The sequence below is a fragment of the Streptococcus suis genome (assembly GCF_016743335.1).
Taxonomy (GTDB): domain Bacteria; phylum Bacillota; class Bacilli; order Lactobacillales; family Streptococcaceae; genus Streptococcus; species Streptococcus suis_Y.
Window position 1 is genome coordinate 25,429 of the sequence record NZ_WCJE01000016.1, and the last position, 18,078, is coordinate 43,506.

The window sequence follows — 18,078 nt, forward strand, 5'->3', positions numbered from 1 at the left end:
CTATCCTATATAACGAATAACATTCATATCCAAATTAACGACATGTTGTTCTGTTCGAAAACGACCAATCTGTAAACTTTTGGTAAAGATACCGTTATCAATATGGATAACTCCTTGCGAAATATACATAACCTCTTTACCTGCCGAAAGCATAGAGATACGGTTTTCTGACACTCGAATAAGGGCTGACCCATCGTTTTTTCCGATAATCAATCCTTCGTTTGAACGCGTCATGTAGCTATCTAAAAACTCAACACGCTCTGCGAATTGACCTAAATTCAATTCAATAGCTGCGACCCGTTTGGCTGCTTCTACTAATGCTTCTTGGTTTTCTCGGACATTGGCACTCTCGACATCTAACATTCTTCGATATTCGCCTATAAGCTCATTAACCGCATCAATCGACGCCTTAGCTTCAAGCTCTGTTTCTGCTAGTTTTGCACGCTCCTGTAGAGCTGTGATTTGTTCCTGAGTTAGAGCTTGGTCAGCTTTGGAATCAAGGTCGGCTTGTATATCTTTAAGAGCGGGGGTAGGAGTTGTCGGGATAGACCCATCTTCTAGTTGAGGGTCACGGATATAAAGCACATCCCCGACCTCCCAGCGACCTGTATGATTATAGAAGATAAAGCTGTGCCAACGGTTAAACCGTACCTTGCTACTGCTTGAATACCGCTTCCAAGCTGTCGTCACGTCAATCAATTGGCTACTTGCATCTTCAAACGCTTCACAACCATACTTCAAACGAACGGACTTCGAACACTTGATATCCACCGCAAACGTCATCATCTTACCTTGCCAGTCGGCGCCTCTAAGGTCAAAGAAGTCAGCCCCCATACCGCCTGTGCCAGCACCTGTACAAGTCGCTTTCAGGTGATAGCCACTTTTTGCCATAGCATCCACTACTCGCTCAAACTTCCAGCTGGATGCGTTGGTAAACAACCTGCCCAGATTAGCAAAACCAAAATCACGGATATAATTCCTCCCACCAACCTCAATCTTAGCCCATCTATCGGCCCAGCGATACTTGGTCTTATCTGTGCTGTCGACTTGCGTGTGGTCTGAGTAGTGTCCAATATACCGCTGACCATTATCTGATGTTGTAAGACCAGTACCATCTGCACTATCCGAGTAAGCCCAATGGATGTATGGAGTTCTACCATCAGTGCCTTTGGGACCAGGCACTCCTTGGGCTCCATCAGAGCCTTTCCACTTCGTCCAACGATAAGAGCTAGGATTGGTGCTATTAGTAGCAGTAAAATCTTGATACATACCGATATAGGCTTTAGTTTGGTCTGTTTGGCTAAATCCACCACCAGTAGCATTATCAGCGTAGGCAATGTGGGTGTATTGGGTTCTTCCGTCCGCACCTTTAGGACCAGCAATTCCCTGGTCTCCCTTAGGACCCTGAAGACCTTGTGGGCCCTGGAGACCTTGGATACCCTGTGGACCTTGTGGGCCTTGCGGACCTGTAGCTCCTCGGTCACCCTTTGCGCCTGTAGGACCTGTTTCCCCCATCTTAGCCACTGAGTAACCAGTTTCTGAAGTATTATCCGTATATGCCCAAACGGTTTTTGTCCACAGAAATTGACCATTGGGAACGCTTGGTACCTGAGATGTCCATGACGTTGGCTGAATCGTGCCAGATGTCGATTTTCCGTAAGTAATCGTCGTTGAACGAATGCCTACTCCGTCCTTGCCTGCGATACCGTCACGACCTGGAAGCCCATCGGCCCCTCTTTGTCCAGGCTCTCCTTTTTCACCTTTCGGTCCAGGAGTTAAGGAAATGGTTCGTAAATCATCTTTTGTGGCAACTTCCTTACGATTGATGGTCAACTTCTCAATATTCATCACGACTTTGCCGTCGCGAACCGTCACTACTTCATCGAGACCGTTCATAATTCGCAATCGTGCCAAATCCAAATCACCAGCAGTGATGCGCTTAGCGTTTAGCGTGATGACATTTGCGATTGCTGCCGAGATTTTCTTAGCCATCACTTCATCAGTAGACACCGTGTCAACGATGTCCTCGACATTTGCGCTGTCTGCTTTCTTGATCCAACTGCCTTCGATACGCTCCCACATCTCGACGTAGCCCCCGTTGGGCTTGAACCAAATATCCCCATCTTTTGATAGATGGGGCTTTTCTGTATCCAAAAACATAGCTCCCTGCTTCGTTAGGAGCTCGTCTAGATATTCGATTTGGCGCTGCACTTGACCTTTATACTGATAAGAAGATTGAGAGGCTCCAGTTGCTTTCGCATTCGATTCAGCGGTCAAGCCACCGTCAAATTTTAACTTATAAGAAAGCATAGGGGTGTCAAAATAGACATTGTCGTCCCAATGAACCGTCACCCAATCCCCTGCTTCCAGAGCCATATCCCCTCGCCATGACAGCTTGTAGGGATAGTAATTCAAGTCTCGGTACTGATTGAAGATGCGGCTTAAAATCTCCTCTGTCATCCACGGATTTTTCAAAGACAAGGTATTTCCCGTCGTAGTGCCTTCTTTCAAAGTCTTTTTTGTTTGGCCGTACTCAACCAAACACTCAACCCCGCGCAGGCGATAGGGGATTTCCTCCCGTTCTAGACCTGTCGCAGGATACATGTCCTTGGTGATATGTCGTGCTGTCGGTTTTAGTTGAATAAAGTCCAGCTCCCCATTTCGATTAAAACGAACAAAGCGACCGCTTAGGGTCGCAAGATGGACTAGCACCTCTCGATAAGTCACCTTATCCAGTTTGAATGGTATCGTATCGTCAATTAGCTGGACACCATTTGCTACTCGAATAGTGGTCATACCGACGATTTCTTCTAGTACTCGCCGGGCTGTCGTTGGGTAGGCTAGGTTGCTTTCGTAGGGTTCGTTCAAACGAACAAACTCATCATAGAGTTTCAACTTGGTCTTCTTCGAGTTACGGTCTAGCTTGATTTCCGCAAGAAAGAATCTTCCTATCGGGACAGACTTTCCGTCAATGGACAAGTGAAGAGTGGCTGGCATCATCTCCTCCAAACCCTCTACAACCTGCTTGATTTCAACAGAAAGACTATTCATGTATCCTCCGCCGAGCGAAAAATCCTTGCTATTTCCGATGGAGCTATCGTACTCAATAGAAGCAATATCTTGTTTGTGGAAAACTCGACCATTTACACGAAACTCCGCTTCAAATGAGCGACAAGAAGATTCAATCGCTTCAATGTATTCTCTTGTAACGTCTAACATGATTCTCCTTTACTGCTCAATAATAGTAACGGACAACTCTTTATAATAAGTGATACCGTCACTCAGCCTGCCGAGAAGCGCTTCTGTAATCGTTCCGCGATAGCCCGTAATACTTCGTCCTAAAATAGTCACGGTAAAGAAACCTGCTCTCAAATGAGACTTAATGACATTTCGTTCAGCCTCTGTCAGGATTCCCCAACGGATAGCGACCGTGCGCTTTTCTGCGATGACATCACCCGTCATCAAGCCACTAGCACTACGACCAGTTCCTGATGACCAGATGATTTCATCGTTGATGCTAATTTCAGTAGGAGAAGCAAGAGCTACTCCACCGATTGATAGTTCACTCATAGTAACCTCCTACATGATGATTGGGGATTCCCCCGTTTTCATCGCAATCTCATTGATTTTAGAAATGATTTTCTTTGTAATACGATCACCGTCGATTGTTAAATCAAGAGCCCTCACAGCTTGCAAGAGCTGAGCAAGAAGAGCGATAACTTCTGCACTACCTCCGCCTTCCTTGGTCAATTCGGCAGCTTTTCGAGCCATTTCAAGCATTTTGTTTTCTGGTGCAACAATCTCACCGTAATGCTTGTTATCCCCAATCATGGCAATCTGAGGGGTATTTGCTTTGACAAATCCACCTTGTGCTAATCGTGGCAAATTGACATAGCTAAAGCTACCGAGATTCACACCAGGGATTTTATTGATTGCGCTGATGGCTCCATTCAACAGTCGAATACCGCCGTTAATGGTGTTTTCAACAGTACCTAAGACACCATTGATGACACTACGGACAGCTCCGCCAATGGCATTTCCGACCATGGTTCCAACGTGCGTAAAGGTAGACTTGATTTTATCCCAAATCCCGCCAAAGAAATCCACAATGCCCTTAAAAGCATTTTGAACCCCTTGATAGGCCTCGTCGAACTTCGATTTGAACCAGGTACCGACTGATGAAAGAACATTCTTAATCTTGCCGTACTGCTCGCCGAACCAATTACTGATTGGGGTAAAGACATTCACTACCGCTTGATAAGCAGAATTGAACTTATCCCTGAACCAGGAATGGACCGAAGCTAAGATATTCTTCACATCGTTGTAGCGATCGCCAAACCAACTTCCAATGTCCTTGAAAACCTGTTGGACATTCTTGTAAGCCTCATCAAACTTGGACTTGAACCAAGTACCGACCGATGACAAGATGTTTTTAATATCGCTGTAGCGATTCCCGAACCATGAGCCGATTCCCTTAAAGATATGGGTTAAACCGTCCCAAGCGGATTGGAACAACTTAGCGAACCATGAAGGAAGGTTTAAAAAGGCATTGATAATGTCTGTATATCTTGCGACATACCACGAACCGATAGCGCCAAAAATTCTCACAATGCCATCCCAAGCGTCTTGAAACCATTTGCCAAAAGCTTGCGCAACATTTGAGAATGTCGCTGAAATCTCAGCCCAACGCTCTCCAAACCAAGCACCCAAACCACTGAAAATAGAAACAATGCCGTCCCAGGCTTCTTGGAATTTTTGACCAACCCATTCGCCAACTGATGCGCAGGATTCCTTGATACCGTCCCACAGACCGATGAAAAATTCACCGATAGCCTGGCAGACATTGCTGATAAAATCGCAAATCCCTTGCCACACATCTTTTGCGAAAGCACTTACTGTATCCCAGTTCTCGACGAGAAGATAGCCAATTCCAATCAAGGCAGCGATAGCAGCTACAACTAACGTGATAGGAGAAGTCAACACTGCCATAGCCGCATTGAACAGCCACGTCGCAGCAGTCAGAGCAGTTGTAACGGCAATATCTGCCACCTTTGCAGCTGTTGAAGTTCCCCAAGCAATTGCTTCTTGCCCTTTTTGAGCGATAAGCGCCGCTGTATTAACGACAAAGTCTTTGGCATACATAAGGTTAAGAGTTATAGACTCGGCTATGTCTTTCGCTTTTGCGATTGTCGCACCTTCGATTGCTGTTTTCACTCCATTGAAGGCAGTTTTGACGTTTTCAAACACTGCAGGTATACCACCAGCTTGTTCTAAAACAGATGCGAACTCTATCCCTTTCCAAGCTAATGCTAATGTTCCAATGGCTGTGGCTAATCCTTGGACTGTTCCAGTATTGTTCTCACACCAAGAAGCGAAACCTTCCAGGCCTTCCATTAGTCCTTTCCAAGTATCTGAAAGCAATTTGATAGCCTCTATCAAGGCACCACCTAGCATGTCAGTGATGGTTCCTAGATTTATTCCAAGCGTCTCTGACAAGAAGGCACCGAAAGGCACTAACACTTCCTCCCAAAGAGCTTTGAAGGCATCAAATACCTTCCCAACCGCTTCTTCAGTGCTATCCATGGCTGGTTTAATATGCGTGTCATAAACTTCGCTAAACCCTGTCGAAAACCGCTCCAAAGCGGGATTAACGTGAGTGTCAAATGCCTCAATAAATACTCCGACGATAGACGAAATTCCTTCAGAAAGAGATTCGATAAACGGACGAATATGCCCATCGTATACTCTACTGAAAGCATCACCGATATCATTCACAGCTTGTTCTAACGTCTCAAAGACAGGAGCGATGTTCTCCAGCGAGGTACTAATCACATCACCTAACGCTGGCATATTCTCAGTAATGATGAGCTCAAAACCTTTAAACAGGTCTCTTGCTAAGCTACTTCCAACTTCAAGAATACTGCTACCTGCACTTAACAGAGCCGATACCAAGGCGCTTCCGATTCGAATAGCGCCCGAAGAGGTAATGACATCATAGAATGTGTTTGACACGATTTGAGCGATGTTCCCGGCTGATTGTGCAATGTCCCCTAAGTTGTCAAAGAGAGATGACAAAGCATTGATAATGCGCTGTTTTTGGCGCTCTAAGCCGTTTGCAATACTCTCGACAATAAAGATACCTATCCCCAGCGCAATCGTTGCGATAGAGCCTGTAAATTGACCTAGAGCATATGCCCACTTGTCCAACATCGTACTAAAGGAATTGACAACTTTCGGGTCTGTGAAAATCTCGCTTAACAGCCTACCAATTTTCTCTAGACCTTTGCGAAACCGCTCCAAGCCGTCTGCACGAAAGGCTGCGTCAAATCCTTGTTTGAACAGGTCAGCTAACTGCATGAGGCGCTTAAAGAGACCATCAAGCAGTCCTTCAGCCTTGTTTGTGCCTTCTGCGATTTTCCCCATGTCAACTTTAGCGCCTTTGGGAGTTCCTCCCCCTCCGCCGCCTCCGCCAGAACCGCCACCAGAGCCACCACCGGAATCTCCTGAATCGGATTGTTCTGACAGTTTATTGATTTGGTCAAAGCCCATCAGGGATTTCATTTCCTTGGCAGCCTTTTTCGCAGCTTTTCCTGCGCCGTCCGCTACCTTTCCTGCACCTTTTGCCGCATCGCCAAAGTTATCCGCACCTCCCGCAGCGCCACCCATGTTCTCTCCAAGGTCGCCTACGGCATCTGCTGTTTCCTGAATTCCCGAGCCTGCCAGCGACTTCTTGCCTGTGAATAACTCAGTCAACGCCCGAAAGGCATTTCCGACTGTTAACAACTTGCTTAGTAAGAAGTTAATGACTTTAATGACAGGTGTAAAGATGTTGATTAGGCCTTGCCCAACCGACGCCATGAAACTCTCAAACTGGAGCTTCATGATGCGAACTTGGTTGGCCCAGCTGTCTGATGTTCGGGCAAAGTCACCACTTGCAAGCGACAGTTGATTTGTCACAAAGGCAAAGCGCAGAGCTACCTTTTCAGATTCACTCATGGCTTGAGTCGTCTTACCAAAGCCATTCGCCATGGCGTAGGCATCAAGCGCGGATTGGGTCATGACAACCCCTAAATCTTTCAAGCTCTCTGTCTCGCCTGTAAAGACTGATTTCAGCTTGGTGTAAGCTTCGTCTTGACTGAGATTGTAGAAAGAAGCCACATCACCAGCTAAGCTAGTCAAAGCCGTAGACATATTGTAGGCTTCGTTCTCGCTAAATCCAAAGGCCTTGGCCATCGCACCAAAGGTGCCAACGTATTTCTTAGCCATAGTCTCAGACAGACCAGAAGCATACATAGCATTTTGTGCGAACTCATCGACACGCTTGCTCATTTTCGGAAAGGCAACATCAACGACGTTTTGGACTTCGGCCAAGTCAGAGCCAAGCTCAATTGCCTTGGCCCCAAAATCAACCAGTTCTTTCACTGCAAAGGCAGCTGCTAGGCCCTTTGCGGCCTTACTTGCGAGCGACTGGATGCCGCCCATTTGTTTCTTAAATTGTCGGTCATTGACCACCAAATCAAGGCCAATTTGACCAACGGTTTGCCCCATAAGCAATCTCCTTTCTACTTAGCCATTTCTTCAAAAGCTTGCTTCAACTCATCAAGCACTTGATGCAAGTCCGCATCTGTCTTCTCTTTAGCCAAACGCAAGCGCCATTCATTGCGTATGCGGTGCTGACCTTCCGAAAAACTCTCTAGCATCTGCGGGTTTTCCTCGCTTCTGATTTGAACGATACGACCGAGAGGAGTTTCAGAAGATAAACCTGCTAAGAGCGCTCTAAACTCCTTCCAAGTCATCTTCTTAAACTCATGAGAATACAAAGATAAGCCATACTGTGTCCTGATTGACGATACAACTAAATCGAAATCATCAAACAGGTCATAGTACGGCTCACTACTCTCCCTGCTCTACATCACCCATGATCAAGGACATTGCAGCTTGAATGACGACCGTCAAATCTTTAAATGACAGCCTCAAATCAGACAATGCTGCACGACTTGCTTCAGGAAAAACTAAGTCATACATCGTAATAATCGTCTGTGCAGAGAAATCAGCTTCTTTCTGGTCTTGATTACCAATAATCTGCATCAACTGCAATACAGTCGTTGCATCCGCATTGACTTCCACTTCCTTATCCTTGATTTGCAGTTTTGGGTTTTCTTCGAAGTTCAACTGTTCCGTGATATTAACGATTTTTGCCATGTTCTTTCTCCTCTTTTACTTTCTCAATTAAGACACGCCCGATACGATTTTTTTCGGTGGTCATCTCCGTGATTCGTTCTTTGCTTTTGCCTGCCACATCTACCTCATCACCAATTTTGTACTCGTGCTTGGTATCCGCATCGACAAAAGGAATAACTGCTTGATACATTTATCTGTCCTCCTTAAAAAAGAGGGGGAATCCCCTCTCTCATCTATCCTACTGCAACAACTTCCGGCTTACCATTTGACATGAGGTCAAAGGATAACGGAGCAACTCCGGTACTGTCTCCTGCGATAAAGTCTTTAATGTTCAAGACTGCATCTTTAAACTTGACCTTAGTCCCGTCAGGGAAAGTCCATTGGAAATCTGCTTCCGCATCGCGACCATTCTTAAAGGCAAGACCTGCGATATAGTCATTTCCTGCATCGCCGACATTGCGCTTACCGGATACTGAAATCGTGATGGATTTTGCGGTCATCAAGCGACGTGTCCAGCCTTGGTGGTCAAACGGCTTCCACTCTTCCACCCCATTATCAAATGACACAGAGAATGATTCCATATCTGCAATATTGACAAAGTTTTCGATTTCTGTTGTTCCTTTGTTTACTTGGAACTGATTTTCATATACGGGGAATACCCCTGTTTTTTGAGCCATACTAGCCCTCCTTTTCGTAATAAATATCTAATTCAATCACACGTTCGTAAACGTGATAATCGTCTGTTCCTACATCGACAGGCTCGTTTTGTAAGAGCTGAATGTAGCGAATCGGTGTCTCTCCGATAACTATCAAATCAGACCGCAGAATTTGATTATAAAGGTACTGCGCTCGCTTTTCTGTCTCGTTCGCATTCTTATTCCAATGAATCAGAATACTAACTGACTTGACATCATAGCTGGCTAGATCATACCCACCAATCGCCATCCGTGGTCCGTCAGAGGTTTTGCGCTGATAGACACCAATACTGCATTCTTCCTTACTATCAAGCTTTCCAATGTAGTAGTGATTCGCCACATGAAAGTCTTTCAGCCAATCACGAACTTCTGCTAGAGTAATCATCGCTACACCCCCGAAATTTTCTTATAGAGTTTGCCGTAGGCTTTAGAAGCAACATCTGCCTTATTGCCACCGGGCAACCAATCCTCGAACCACTTGCCTTTTGCGTTTGGATTTGTGGTCGTTTGAAACTCGTACTCTGGGTGGTAATAAAGTCGCCTTGCATACGCCGTACTATGAACAATACTGGTTTGTCCCACGGACGCATTTGAATAATCTGGGGCCATAGCGTCACCTTGCAACGTTCCTTGATCAAACGGCACAACTTGCGCCTGCACAATTTCTGTATGCAAGAACTCTGTCGTCTGCTCCAAGGCTAAAATCTGAGCTTTTTCAAGCTTCCGGATAACCCCCATATCAAATGTAACGGTTGATTTTGCAAACATGGCATTACTCCAATCCAAGCTGTGTATAATTGACAGTGCCGTCAGGATTGCGAGCCTTGCGACTAGATTCTATCCTGCGCTTGACCCCGAAGATTTCCACAAAGCCACCGCTTAATGTAGCAAGTTCTGGTGCAATATCTCCGACAAAGTAAGCAGAGCCTGTGATCTGAACTAGCTTTTTTTGCTCGGTCAAAACGGTCTTCACACTGTCCTGATAGTTACAAAAAAGGTCCGCAGTGAAAGCCACTAGCGGCTCTCCATCTTCTGAAACCCCCTCTTGATGTACCGTGACGGTAATCGGTGTCTTACAAAATCGAGGTAAGACAAGCTGTGGATAGTTCATCAAATCGCCCTCCCTGTTAATCCAGTCTGTCGCAACAGCTCGTAGGTACTGCGGTTCATGGCAATCCCATTCATGGTCACCACATTCCAGCTATCCCCAAACTGCATTGACACACCGTTGATGCTGTAACTAGAGACTGCTGTAGCGAGTAAATCCGCATTCTCAACTTCAAAATCAAGCAACTGGCAACAGACCTTTTGGACAATCGACTGTTGAAAAGACGTAAGATTCTCAAATCCTACGCCCTTGATTCGATTGAAAGTCAGACTGTCCACCTTATCTGTCACTTGATCCAGTCGCATTTCTAAGTCGTTACCTTGATAAGTACCAAGGTATTCGCCAAGATAGTAAGTCGCATCCGCATACATCCTACTCACCAGCCTTAGCAACTTGTTTCAGCTTCTTGATTTCAGCTTTCAGTTTCTTGTTTTCTTCAACAACCTTGTCGTATTCCTCAGCGCTGATAGACTTACCAGTGCCTGATTTTACGACCTTGCCGTCTTCCAAAATATCAAAGCCTTGTGCTACATACGCTTCAATCTGACTCTTGTCGATGTCATAGACCTTGTTGCCTTTTTCAGCTACATACGCCATACGCTATCCCTCCCTACACTACCGCGTTGATGTAGATACCTGTTGCCTTATTCTTGATAAGGAAGGCATCCATGTAAAAGCGCGACTGCAAGAGGTAGTTATCTGCTGTACGGGAATCGTGTCCAGGGGTAAAGACCTTGATGTAAGAATACTTCTCACGAGCAATGACACATGACGGATGAATCAAGATGAAGTTCATTTGCTTAGCGTCTGAAGCTGGTACACAACCGTCTGTGTAATTGTACTTGGTCTTCATGCGAGCAGAAGGCACGACCTTGATGGTCACATCGTCAATGTCGTAGATAGAACGGCTCACACTTCCATTACCACCTGTCACACCTAGGACACGTTGCAAGTCCTTGGCTTGCTTAAAGAGCTTATTCACGGCTGGCGTCACATATAGCACACGACCTTCCGCTGGTACAGAAGCCTCGTCCATTTTTTCCATGGCGTCATCAAATAGCGTCAAGATATTTTCAGCAGTCAATGCGTCATTTGCGATTGTCGCGCCGTTAGCAGCATAAGTCATCGCTTCTTGATAAAGCTTAGAGTAGACATAGCTGTCTTTTTCAGGAATCCCTTGTTCCGTCTCAAGGGTGTTTTGAATGTTGGCCATAGACAAAATCAAGTTGGTTTCATCGACATCCATTGGATCAATCGCAAACTCAATATCACGGTCGTGTTCGAGTTTCTTTGGCTCCCATTCATTGCTTAGATTACCGGAGTTGTAGCCTGTCGTAGCTCGTGAATGGTCCTTGTAGCCAGACACTGTAATGTTTGGCAATTTAATGGTCTGAGCATTCATAAAAGTGACTTGTTGGTTCGACAAGAACAAGTCATGAGAGGTCAACTCTCGTGCGTATTTTTGTTGTAGTTCAGTGCGGAACTGTTCAACGTAGTTGTAAACTGTCATGTAATTTCCTCATTTCTATTTGTTTCCAAAAGCGGCACTTAGTAAGTCCGATGTAGTCGTTTGTTGGGCATTTCCTGTTGACCCAACTTGTTGGAAGCCAGTAGTTTCTGACTTTTCAGGTTTCAGTGCTGGAACGTCTTCTAGCACTTTTTCAATCGCCGCCTTAAAATCTTCTGCTTGCGATTCAAGCGTTAGGTTTGTTGTGTCTGCGAGCTTCAGTACATAAGGCAGACTAGATGTTGGTAGTCCAGCTTCAACCGCCGCCAACTGTAAGCTCTTTTCTAAAGTAGCTTGGAGAGCCAGCGACTGGGCTTGCTGGACTTGTTGCTGGAGGCTTGCGACATCTGGCATTGAGTTGGCTTTCTGCGTTTTAAAAGCTGTAATAGCCTCTGCCACCTCTTCGCCACTCAAGCCCTGTTGCTTGAAGTAGTTCTTTAGAACTGTCTCTTCTGCAACTTTTTGCTTACCCTCTACAATACTTGCGATTTTGTCATAGTCAATCTCAGGAGTGCTAGCAGGTTGAGATTGAGCTGACGGGTCTTGACCACCGATAGATCCTGTGTCTGTCGGTGCGTCGTGGAAAAATAATGGTTTTGCGAACATAGCGTTCTCCTTTCAGTTTTTAGGGTGTCTCCCTATTTCAGTTATGGACGCTGGTGTCTCCACGTAGTTTTACGCCTTCGGGCAAAAAGAAAACTAGTCGATTTCGACCAGTTTTGAGTAATTTAGAGTATTTTCGAGCAGTCTTTCCTGCTGTCAAGATATTGGACCACCTCCTCAACGTTTCCAAAATGGTTTCTTGGCAGGGCTGTTGGCCACTTGCTTCTCGATTTTGTCAAATCTTGAATTAGTAGCCTGTGCGTTGCGTTCGACGATGGAACGAAGTTCAGTAATTTCATTTGCCTGTTTGGCGTTTTCATCAAGTAGACTTTTAATGATATTCAATGCAATATCAACGGCTTCTTTAGTTCCTTGAACTTGTTCGATCAGTTCACGTTTTTTCTTGATACGCTTGTTCATAACGACCTCCTTTCTATTTTCTGTAACAAAAAAGCACTTAGACTTCTCTAGGTGCTATAAATTATCTAAAAACTTTTGCATTGCTTCCTTATCTCTATCGAGATTAGTGAAATTTCTTTGGAAATACTTCCTTTTTTCTTCAAGGCCACGACGTTTCAGTTCTGCCTCGAACTGTTCGCACTCTTCAACCGAAGTCAATTGAATATTAAGATTCATCGTTACCATCTGCTCATCGGTAACATAGGTAAAGTCCAACGGTGTGACGTCAGGTACTCCTTTAACCCAAGACATATTATTTCTCCTTTACTCTTAATGTTATTTTCAATAAGTCGCCGTACTTATCTTGCGCAACAGATGACCCTTTCAACTCAAAAGTTGTACCAGTCCCTAAGATAAACTCACTTTCCATTAAATTGCTAGACATGTAAGCATTTGTGCCTTTCGGAACTTCAATATCAAGCCAAATTCGTCTATTTTCAAAAACATTTTTATCGGGATCAACGCTTACAGAACTATATGCTAACTCAAAGTAAGTATGGTTATTCAGATTATTAATATTCTCTGCTAACTCCGATAAACTTGTACCTTTTGGAACGTCTGTATTTGCCAAGAATGAATCCAGATAATCATAACTAACCTTCCTCAATCCTCGGATATTGTATGGTGTAACATTGGATTCAATCACCTCATCCAAGGCGGCCATCACATCCCAATCATCGTCCGTAAGAATGTCCATGCTTCCACCTGGTCTAAGCGCTCTGTTTATATTAAATGAGTTGATTGTTTTGATATATCCGCCCCCATCACCGCGACGTTCTTCGTATATCAGGTCAGCTTGCTCATCGCTAATTTTTCCAAAATCAGCAATAGCTTTTTGGATATTATCTTCACCTTTAATATAATTATACACCTCATCATCAAGGTTATCAAGCGATTTATCAAGATTATAACCCTTTTCTTTTTCAAAGGTTTCTAACTTTTTCCGAGATAGGACTGTTTGCTTTTTCCACTCTTGTTCTCGAATTGAATAGTGCTGAACATTCTCTGGATCAAGACTAAACTTGGTCAGTCTACCAAACCGCTGCTCCTGCCGTTTGGCATACTGTGTCCTATTTTCTAAACGCTGGCGCTCTTTGATGTCTTCTAGTTCAGACCGAGTGAAGGTCTTCTCAGGCTCTGAACTGATACCTGGAAAGTAGGTCGTGTGCTTATCTTTGCACCGTGGGTGGTACAGCCCTGCTGCTATCGCAGAGCTAAGAAGCGGATAAGGCCCGTCCGAAGCTTTTCCTCCGCTCCATACATCGTCAATTAAGACCTTACCCTCAAAAGGCATGCAGAGTGGGCAGGCGTTGGTGCGCTTGTTCAAAATAACGGTGCTAATGCCCCATTCTTGGCGCTTCAAGCCCTCTCCCATCAGATACGCACGCTTAGTCGCTGTCCTGACTGCCATTTCCGCATACGACACGATATTAACCAGCGTTCCATTTTTGTACTGGATACAGGTAATCCCTCGACTGAGAAAGTCCTTGGTCGCCATATCGATCGCTTTTTCGTAGGTAACTGCGCCTGTGTTAGCCACAACCTGCGCATCAAATATGATGCGTCTGTACTGGTCATCTGTGTAGCGTAGAATCGCATGCTCTGCGACCTTCATGTCGTACTCAATCGCATTCAAGAGAGCGTTCAGCTTGCGCTCATTGATACCAAAGAACGAGCCAGTCAGCCCATCGCCATGTCCAGGTAACACAAGACCTTGCCTAATCGCTTCTAAGATAGCCAACTCCTCACTATCCATGCCCTCTCGATGTGCAACCTGAATAGCTGAAGCAATCCGACTGTTAATCTTTGCGAACTCCTTGCCGTATTTCTTCGCATTAGCTCGCTTGAAGCGCTGAAGCTCTCTTAGCTGCGCGACCTGCCACTGCTCCCACTCAAAGCCTTCTGCTGCTTCTTGTGCTTTATGGCGTTTGAGGTTACGAATCATAGACGACAGCAGCTCTTCTTCGATTCTCTGAAAGGCTTTCGATACATCATAAGCCATTTTGATATACCTTGAAACCTTTCGCCTTGAAACTGCGGGCTTGTCGTTTTAGGGCTGTGCAACTTTGAGAATGAATATTGAGCATCTCAATCTTGTTGTCTTTCTCGACTGCGTAAATGCCAAAAGCGACATTCTCACTCGCTATCTTTAGCAGTCCCTCCACTTCCTTTTTCGACAGCTGGTAGATCTTCGGACCTATCGTCACTATTTTCAGAGTCATCTTCTTCCTCCACTTTGAAATTATCCAACGATTGATTCAAGACGGGTTCTTCTGCCTCCGCAAAGCCCTGCTCTGCTTTCAAGCGGGCTACTTCCTCAGCCTTCCAGTCTTCATCTTTAGAATCACCGTACAACTCCTCTACACTTGCTTCAATTGACATAATGCCACCAGTTTTAGCCTTGGACACTGTCTCAACTTGACTTTCAAATGACGGATTAGCGTATTCTCCAAACGGCACTGTGACATCCACCTCTTCAATCGGGGATTTCATAGCCACATTTTGCGAATTGATGACCATTCCAATCAAACGAGGCAAGAACTCCTCTAGCGCCGTTACGATTGCATTACGAGTGTAGAGTGTTGCTTTTTCTTTCTCACGTTGAGCCTCCGCATTATCTAGCTTCTTGACATCAATTCCTAACGTTGACGGGCTGATAAGTCCCTGTAAAGCCAAATCCAGAGCTGTCACATAAGTAGCTAAGTAGCTGTCATGTGGAATCGCTGCCTGCTGCAACTCAATCTGATTTTTCGCTCCCTCACGCATATCTGCGTCAGTTCTGATAAAGCGATTATCGAAACTATTCGGCTTCATGATTGCACCAGTGTTTGGATCACGAGGAATAAAACAATCTGGGATATATTGCTTGGTCCGCCCTGCACGTAGCGCGTCCATCCATTGGCTCCATGCCTCGTCTAAACTGTCAAAGCTATCCGCCTTTCTGTCGAAGATAGACTGGCCTCGACCTTCCCATTTGTTCGATGAGAAGATTGCAAAAGGTACACAAAGCATGACAGCCTTATCAAACTCATAATCCTTTAAATCTTTGGCATAGTCCGTTGAACCTAACGCTCGCAACGTGCGCCCCTCGTACAGCTCGGTTTTTATATAGCCGTAACCATAGGTCTCAAGGAGCATATAGTGCTTGTTTCGCTCTGTGAATGGTGTTTTGAATACAACTTCTTTCAAACGCCCACGGTTGTAAACAATGTCCACACGGTCTCCTGACACCCACTCGACAATTGGCAGTTGACTGACTTCCTTGTCAAAAGAAATGCGAAAGGCACCATCGCCGACAACCAAGGATTCCTTAATAGCTTTCTCGAGTTGCTTGTTAAAAGCATTGTCCTTATCAATCTCTTTCCACAAGGCTTCATGTTGTGGATTGGTAAACTCTAGGTCGTTGAGATCTGCCATGGTGATGTCTGCTAGCCTATCCACAATCAAACCGGGGATACCTGTGTGCAATTTACGAATCTCCATTCCTTGGGAACTCTTAGCGCCCCAAAATAGCAAGTCTGCATTCGGTAGTTGCTCATAGAGTTGCTTCAACTCAAACGAATCACCCCTGTACCAAATTTTATTTTTTAAGGCGTTTGACTCAAAGGTCAACGCTTCTGTGATGGTAATCATCTGCGGTTGCGCAGCCTCAATCTGCAAGAAGCTCTTCAAGCCATTTCTAATCATGTCCATTAGTCCCAAATCTTACTCCTTTCGTCCGATTAGTGTTGTGTAGGGAAGCCATGCATACTGACAAGCATTTATCGTATGGTCGCTCGCATCTTCGGGTTCATCCTTATCCTCTTTCCAGGCGTAGGTCTCTAGCTCGTTGATATGAGTGACACAGTGGTCACATACCAGGTAATTCCCTTCCGCAATCCAACCAAGTTGAAAGTTAATACGGTCAACTATCTTAGTTTTCTTGTAAGCTCCGATGAAATTGTAAATCGAACCATGCAATTGCTTGTACTTATTCATCTCTGTAATCGTTGCTTGGTCCGCACTATCAATAAAGACATCACGCAAGAAACCAAACCGCCCCACGTTCTTATCCAAGAAAGCAATGAACTTCACAACAGTGTCAGATGGTGCGATTGGTATTTCCCGCTCTGCGTTATTGTAGACCTCTTCATCAAGGATATAGACCGCCCCTGTGTCCGTAATCCCTAGAAAATACATGGCAATCGTGTCAGGACTTTGTGATGAATACGCAGTATCAAGCCCTGCACTGAACTTAACAAAGGTCTGCTTCATAGCCTCTGACAAAGGGACAAGATGTTTCTGCCTGTCAAAGTTCACAAATACTAGACCTGTTGCCTTTCCTCGCAATCCTAAAATCTTATTCTTATACAACTTTGTACCAACTGGAGCTGAGCGCTTTTTCTTTTCGATGTCTTCTGCACTCAAGCTCTTGTTATCGTTGAATGTAAAAAACCAGTAGCGCCATGTTGGCACTTCTGGTTCAACTAAGTCTTTCATGATTTCCTGCGGAACATCGTCCGCGTATTTTTTGTAAGGTCGTGAACGATTGATAAACTCCTTGTAGACCGGCAGATTTGGATTGTCCGGATTCAGGGTCGCCATAAGATAATCATTACGAGTAGACAGCTCACGGACAAACTCAATATCTGCTGTATTCACCTCATCAATGTAGACGCAGCCATACTGACCACCAAGAACCAGTTTCCACTTTTCTTTATTATCATAGCCTAAGACATAGATAATCTTGTCCTCGAACTTGATATGCGGTAGTTTGAAATCCTTATCACCATTTCCAAAATAAAGGGCGTTTCTATGAATATCCAAGATACCATTATCCTGGTTGATGATATTCTTTTCTGCGACACCAACAGTCTTAGCTGCAATAATATGAAACTTCTTCTTGCTTCGGCTAACTGCCCGCATGAACTTAACACCGACACCAACAGTCGTCTTTCCAGCTGCCGTCGTACCTTCTAGGAAATCTGCATCTACGTCTTTAAATGTGTTGCAAAAGTCGATGTACTTTTGAGACAAAGGAAAGTTACTCTTCAAGACCGTCACCTCCCAGCTGACTAACAATATCGTCAAATTTTGGAGATTCGGTGACAGTTACATCAGCCTCAACTTTATCCGTCCAAAGTCTATGACGCTTGCCAAGGAGCTCTGCTGCCTTAATTCGGTCTTTTGCGCTAACCTCAATATCATCTATCATTTGAACTCCTTCTCCAAGGCCTCGCAGGGTTTGTTCCGTCTGCTCTCCTCTCATGACGGAAGTCAAGTAAGATAAGACTTCTGCCTGTGTCGCAACTTTTTCAGATTCTAACTGTTGCATTCGTTCTGCTATATAGGATTTTATTCCGATATTTTCCAACAATTCAGACGAACGAGCCTTTGCATATTTCTTGCTATAACCCGCTTCAATTGCCGACTTATAAGCGTTTCCCGTGATGATGTACTCATCGGCAAAGCGTTTCTGTTTTAAAGTGAGTTTCGTCAATTTTCCACCACCTCCAATCAAAAAAAGCCACACGCTTGTGTGACTT

The 18,078-nt window shown here is 44.9% G+C and carries 19 protein-coding genes and 1 pseudogene; all 20 read right to left on the reverse strand.

Features of this window, described 5'->3' with window-relative positions:
- The 20 genes and pseudogenes from F9856_RS06200 to F9856_RS06295 all read right to left on the reverse strand — a co-directional run bounded on the left by F9856_RS06200 (nucleotide 1) and on the right by F9856_RS06295 (nucleotide 18,032).
- Nucleotides 1–3,219, reverse strand: coding sequence for a hypothetical protein (locus tag F9856_RS06200; RefSeq protein WP_202106066.1), 3,219 nt, complete (start codon nucleotides 3,217–3,219; stop codon nucleotides 1–3).
- 9 nt (nucleotides 3,220–3,228) lie between these two features.
- Nucleotides 3,229–3,570: a hypothetical protein gene (locus F9856_RS06205; protein ID WP_202106067.1), complete on the reverse strand. Its 342-nt coding sequence runs from the start codon at nucleotides 3,568–3,570 to the stop codon at nucleotides 3,229–3,231.
- A gap of 9 nt (nucleotides 3,571–3,579) precedes the next feature.
- On the reverse strand, nucleotides 3,580–7,548 hold the full coding sequence (locus F9856_RS06210; RefSeq protein ID WP_202106068.1) for a phage tail protein: 3,969 nt from the start codon (nucleotides 7,546–7,548) through the stop codon (nucleotides 3,580–3,582).
- A gap of 14 nt (nucleotides 7,549–7,562) precedes the next feature.
- Nucleotides 7,563–7,880, reverse strand: a pseudogene (locus F9856_RS06215) (Gp15 family bacteriophage protein); the annotation flags it as partial.
- A gap of 13 nt (nucleotides 7,881–7,893) precedes the next feature.
- Entirely contained in the window at nucleotides 7,894–8,202 is a 309-nt protein-coding gene (locus tag F9856_RS06220; RefSeq protein WP_202106069.1) for a hypothetical protein, read from the reverse strand.
- Nucleotides 8,186–8,371, reverse strand: coding sequence for a hypothetical protein (locus F9856_RS06225; protein ID WP_202106070.1), 186 nt, complete (start codon nucleotides 8,369–8,371; stop codon nucleotides 8,186–8,188). Before F9856_RS06225 ends, F9856_RS06220 begins: the two co-directional genes overlap by 17 nt.
- A gap of 43 nt (nucleotides 8,372–8,414) precedes the next feature.
- Nucleotides 8,415–8,858, reverse strand: coding sequence for a phage tail tube protein (locus F9856_RS06230; RefSeq protein ID WP_202106071.1), 444 nt, complete (start codon nucleotides 8,856–8,858; stop codon nucleotides 8,415–8,417).
- A gap of 1 nt (nucleotide 8,859) precedes the next feature.
- Complete coding sequence (locus F9856_RS06235) at nucleotides 8,860–9,261, reverse strand: phage tail terminator protein (RefSeq protein WP_202106072.1); 402 nt, start codon at nucleotides 9,259–9,261, stop codon at nucleotides 8,860–8,862.
- Nucleotides 9,262–9,263: 2 nt separating this feature from the next.
- Nucleotides 9,264–9,644: a hypothetical protein gene (locus F9856_RS06240; RefSeq protein WP_202106073.1), complete on the reverse strand. Its 381-nt coding sequence runs from the start codon at nucleotides 9,642–9,644 to the stop codon at nucleotides 9,264–9,266.
- A 4-nt stretch (nucleotides 9,645–9,648) separates the two neighbouring features.
- Complete coding sequence (locus tag F9856_RS06245) at nucleotides 9,649–9,987, reverse strand: hypothetical protein (RefSeq protein WP_202106074.1); 339 nt, start codon at nucleotides 9,985–9,987, stop codon at nucleotides 9,649–9,651.
- Complete coding sequence (locus F9856_RS06250; protein WP_202106075.1) at nucleotides 9,987–10,364, reverse strand: hypothetical protein; 378 nt, start codon at nucleotides 10,362–10,364, stop codon at nucleotides 9,987–9,989. The genes F9856_RS06245 and F9856_RS06250 overlap by 1 nt, the downstream gene beginning before the upstream one ends.
- Nucleotides 10,357–10,581: a hypothetical protein gene (locus F9856_RS06255; RefSeq protein WP_202106076.1), complete on the reverse strand. Its 225-nt coding sequence runs from the start codon at nucleotides 10,579–10,581 to the stop codon at nucleotides 10,357–10,359. Before F9856_RS06255 ends, F9856_RS06250 begins: the two co-directional genes overlap by 8 nt.
- A gap of 13 nt (nucleotides 10,582–10,594) precedes the next feature.
- Nucleotides 10,595–11,494, reverse strand: a complete 900-nt coding sequence (locus F9856_RS06260) for a capsid protein (protein ID WP_202106077.1) — start codon at nucleotides 11,492–11,494, stop codon at nucleotides 10,595–10,597.
- Between the two features lie 15 nt (nucleotides 11,495–11,509).
- Entirely contained in the window at nucleotides 11,510–12,097 is a 588-nt protein-coding gene (locus tag F9856_RS06265) for a hypothetical protein (protein WP_202106078.1), read from the reverse strand.
- Between the two features lie 174 nt (nucleotides 12,098–12,271).
- Nucleotides 12,272–12,514, reverse strand: a complete 243-nt coding sequence (locus F9856_RS06270; protein ID WP_202106079.1) for a hypothetical protein — start codon at nucleotides 12,512–12,514, stop codon at nucleotides 12,272–12,274.
- Nucleotides 12,515–12,568: 54 nt separating this feature from the next.
- Entirely contained in the window at nucleotides 12,569–12,805 is a 237-nt protein-coding gene (locus F9856_RS06275; protein WP_202106080.1) for a hypothetical protein, read from the reverse strand.
- A 1-nt stretch (nucleotide 12,806) separates the two neighbouring features.
- The gene (locus tag F9856_RS06280) at nucleotides 12,807–14,555 is read right to left on the reverse strand and encodes a phage minor capsid protein (RefSeq protein ID WP_202106081.1); all 1,749 of its coding nucleotides are present in this window, start codon (nucleotides 14,553–14,555) and stop codon (nucleotides 12,807–12,809) included.
- A gap of 134 nt (nucleotides 14,556–14,689) precedes the next feature.
- Nucleotides 14,690–16,246 carry a phage portal protein gene (locus F9856_RS06285; protein ID WP_202106083.1) on the reverse strand — a complete coding sequence of 519 codons (1,557 nt, stop codon included), beginning with the start codon at nucleotides 16,244–16,246 and terminating at the stop codon, nucleotides 14,690–14,692.
- A 12-nt stretch (nucleotides 16,247–16,258) separates the two neighbouring features.
- Nucleotides 16,259–17,596 carry a terminase gene (locus tag F9856_RS06290; protein ID WP_419248127.1) on the reverse strand — a complete coding sequence of 446 codons (1,338 nt, stop codon included), beginning with the start codon at nucleotides 17,594–17,596 and terminating at the stop codon, nucleotides 16,259–16,261.
- Nucleotides 17,577–18,032 carry a terminase small subunit gene (locus tag F9856_RS06295; RefSeq protein ID WP_328708146.1) on the reverse strand — a complete coding sequence of 152 codons (456 nt, stop codon included), beginning with the start codon at nucleotides 18,030–18,032 and terminating at the stop codon, nucleotides 17,577–17,579. The genes F9856_RS06290 and F9856_RS06295 overlap by 20 nt, the downstream gene beginning before the upstream one ends.
- Nucleotides 18,033–18,078 lie beyond the last annotated feature (46 nt).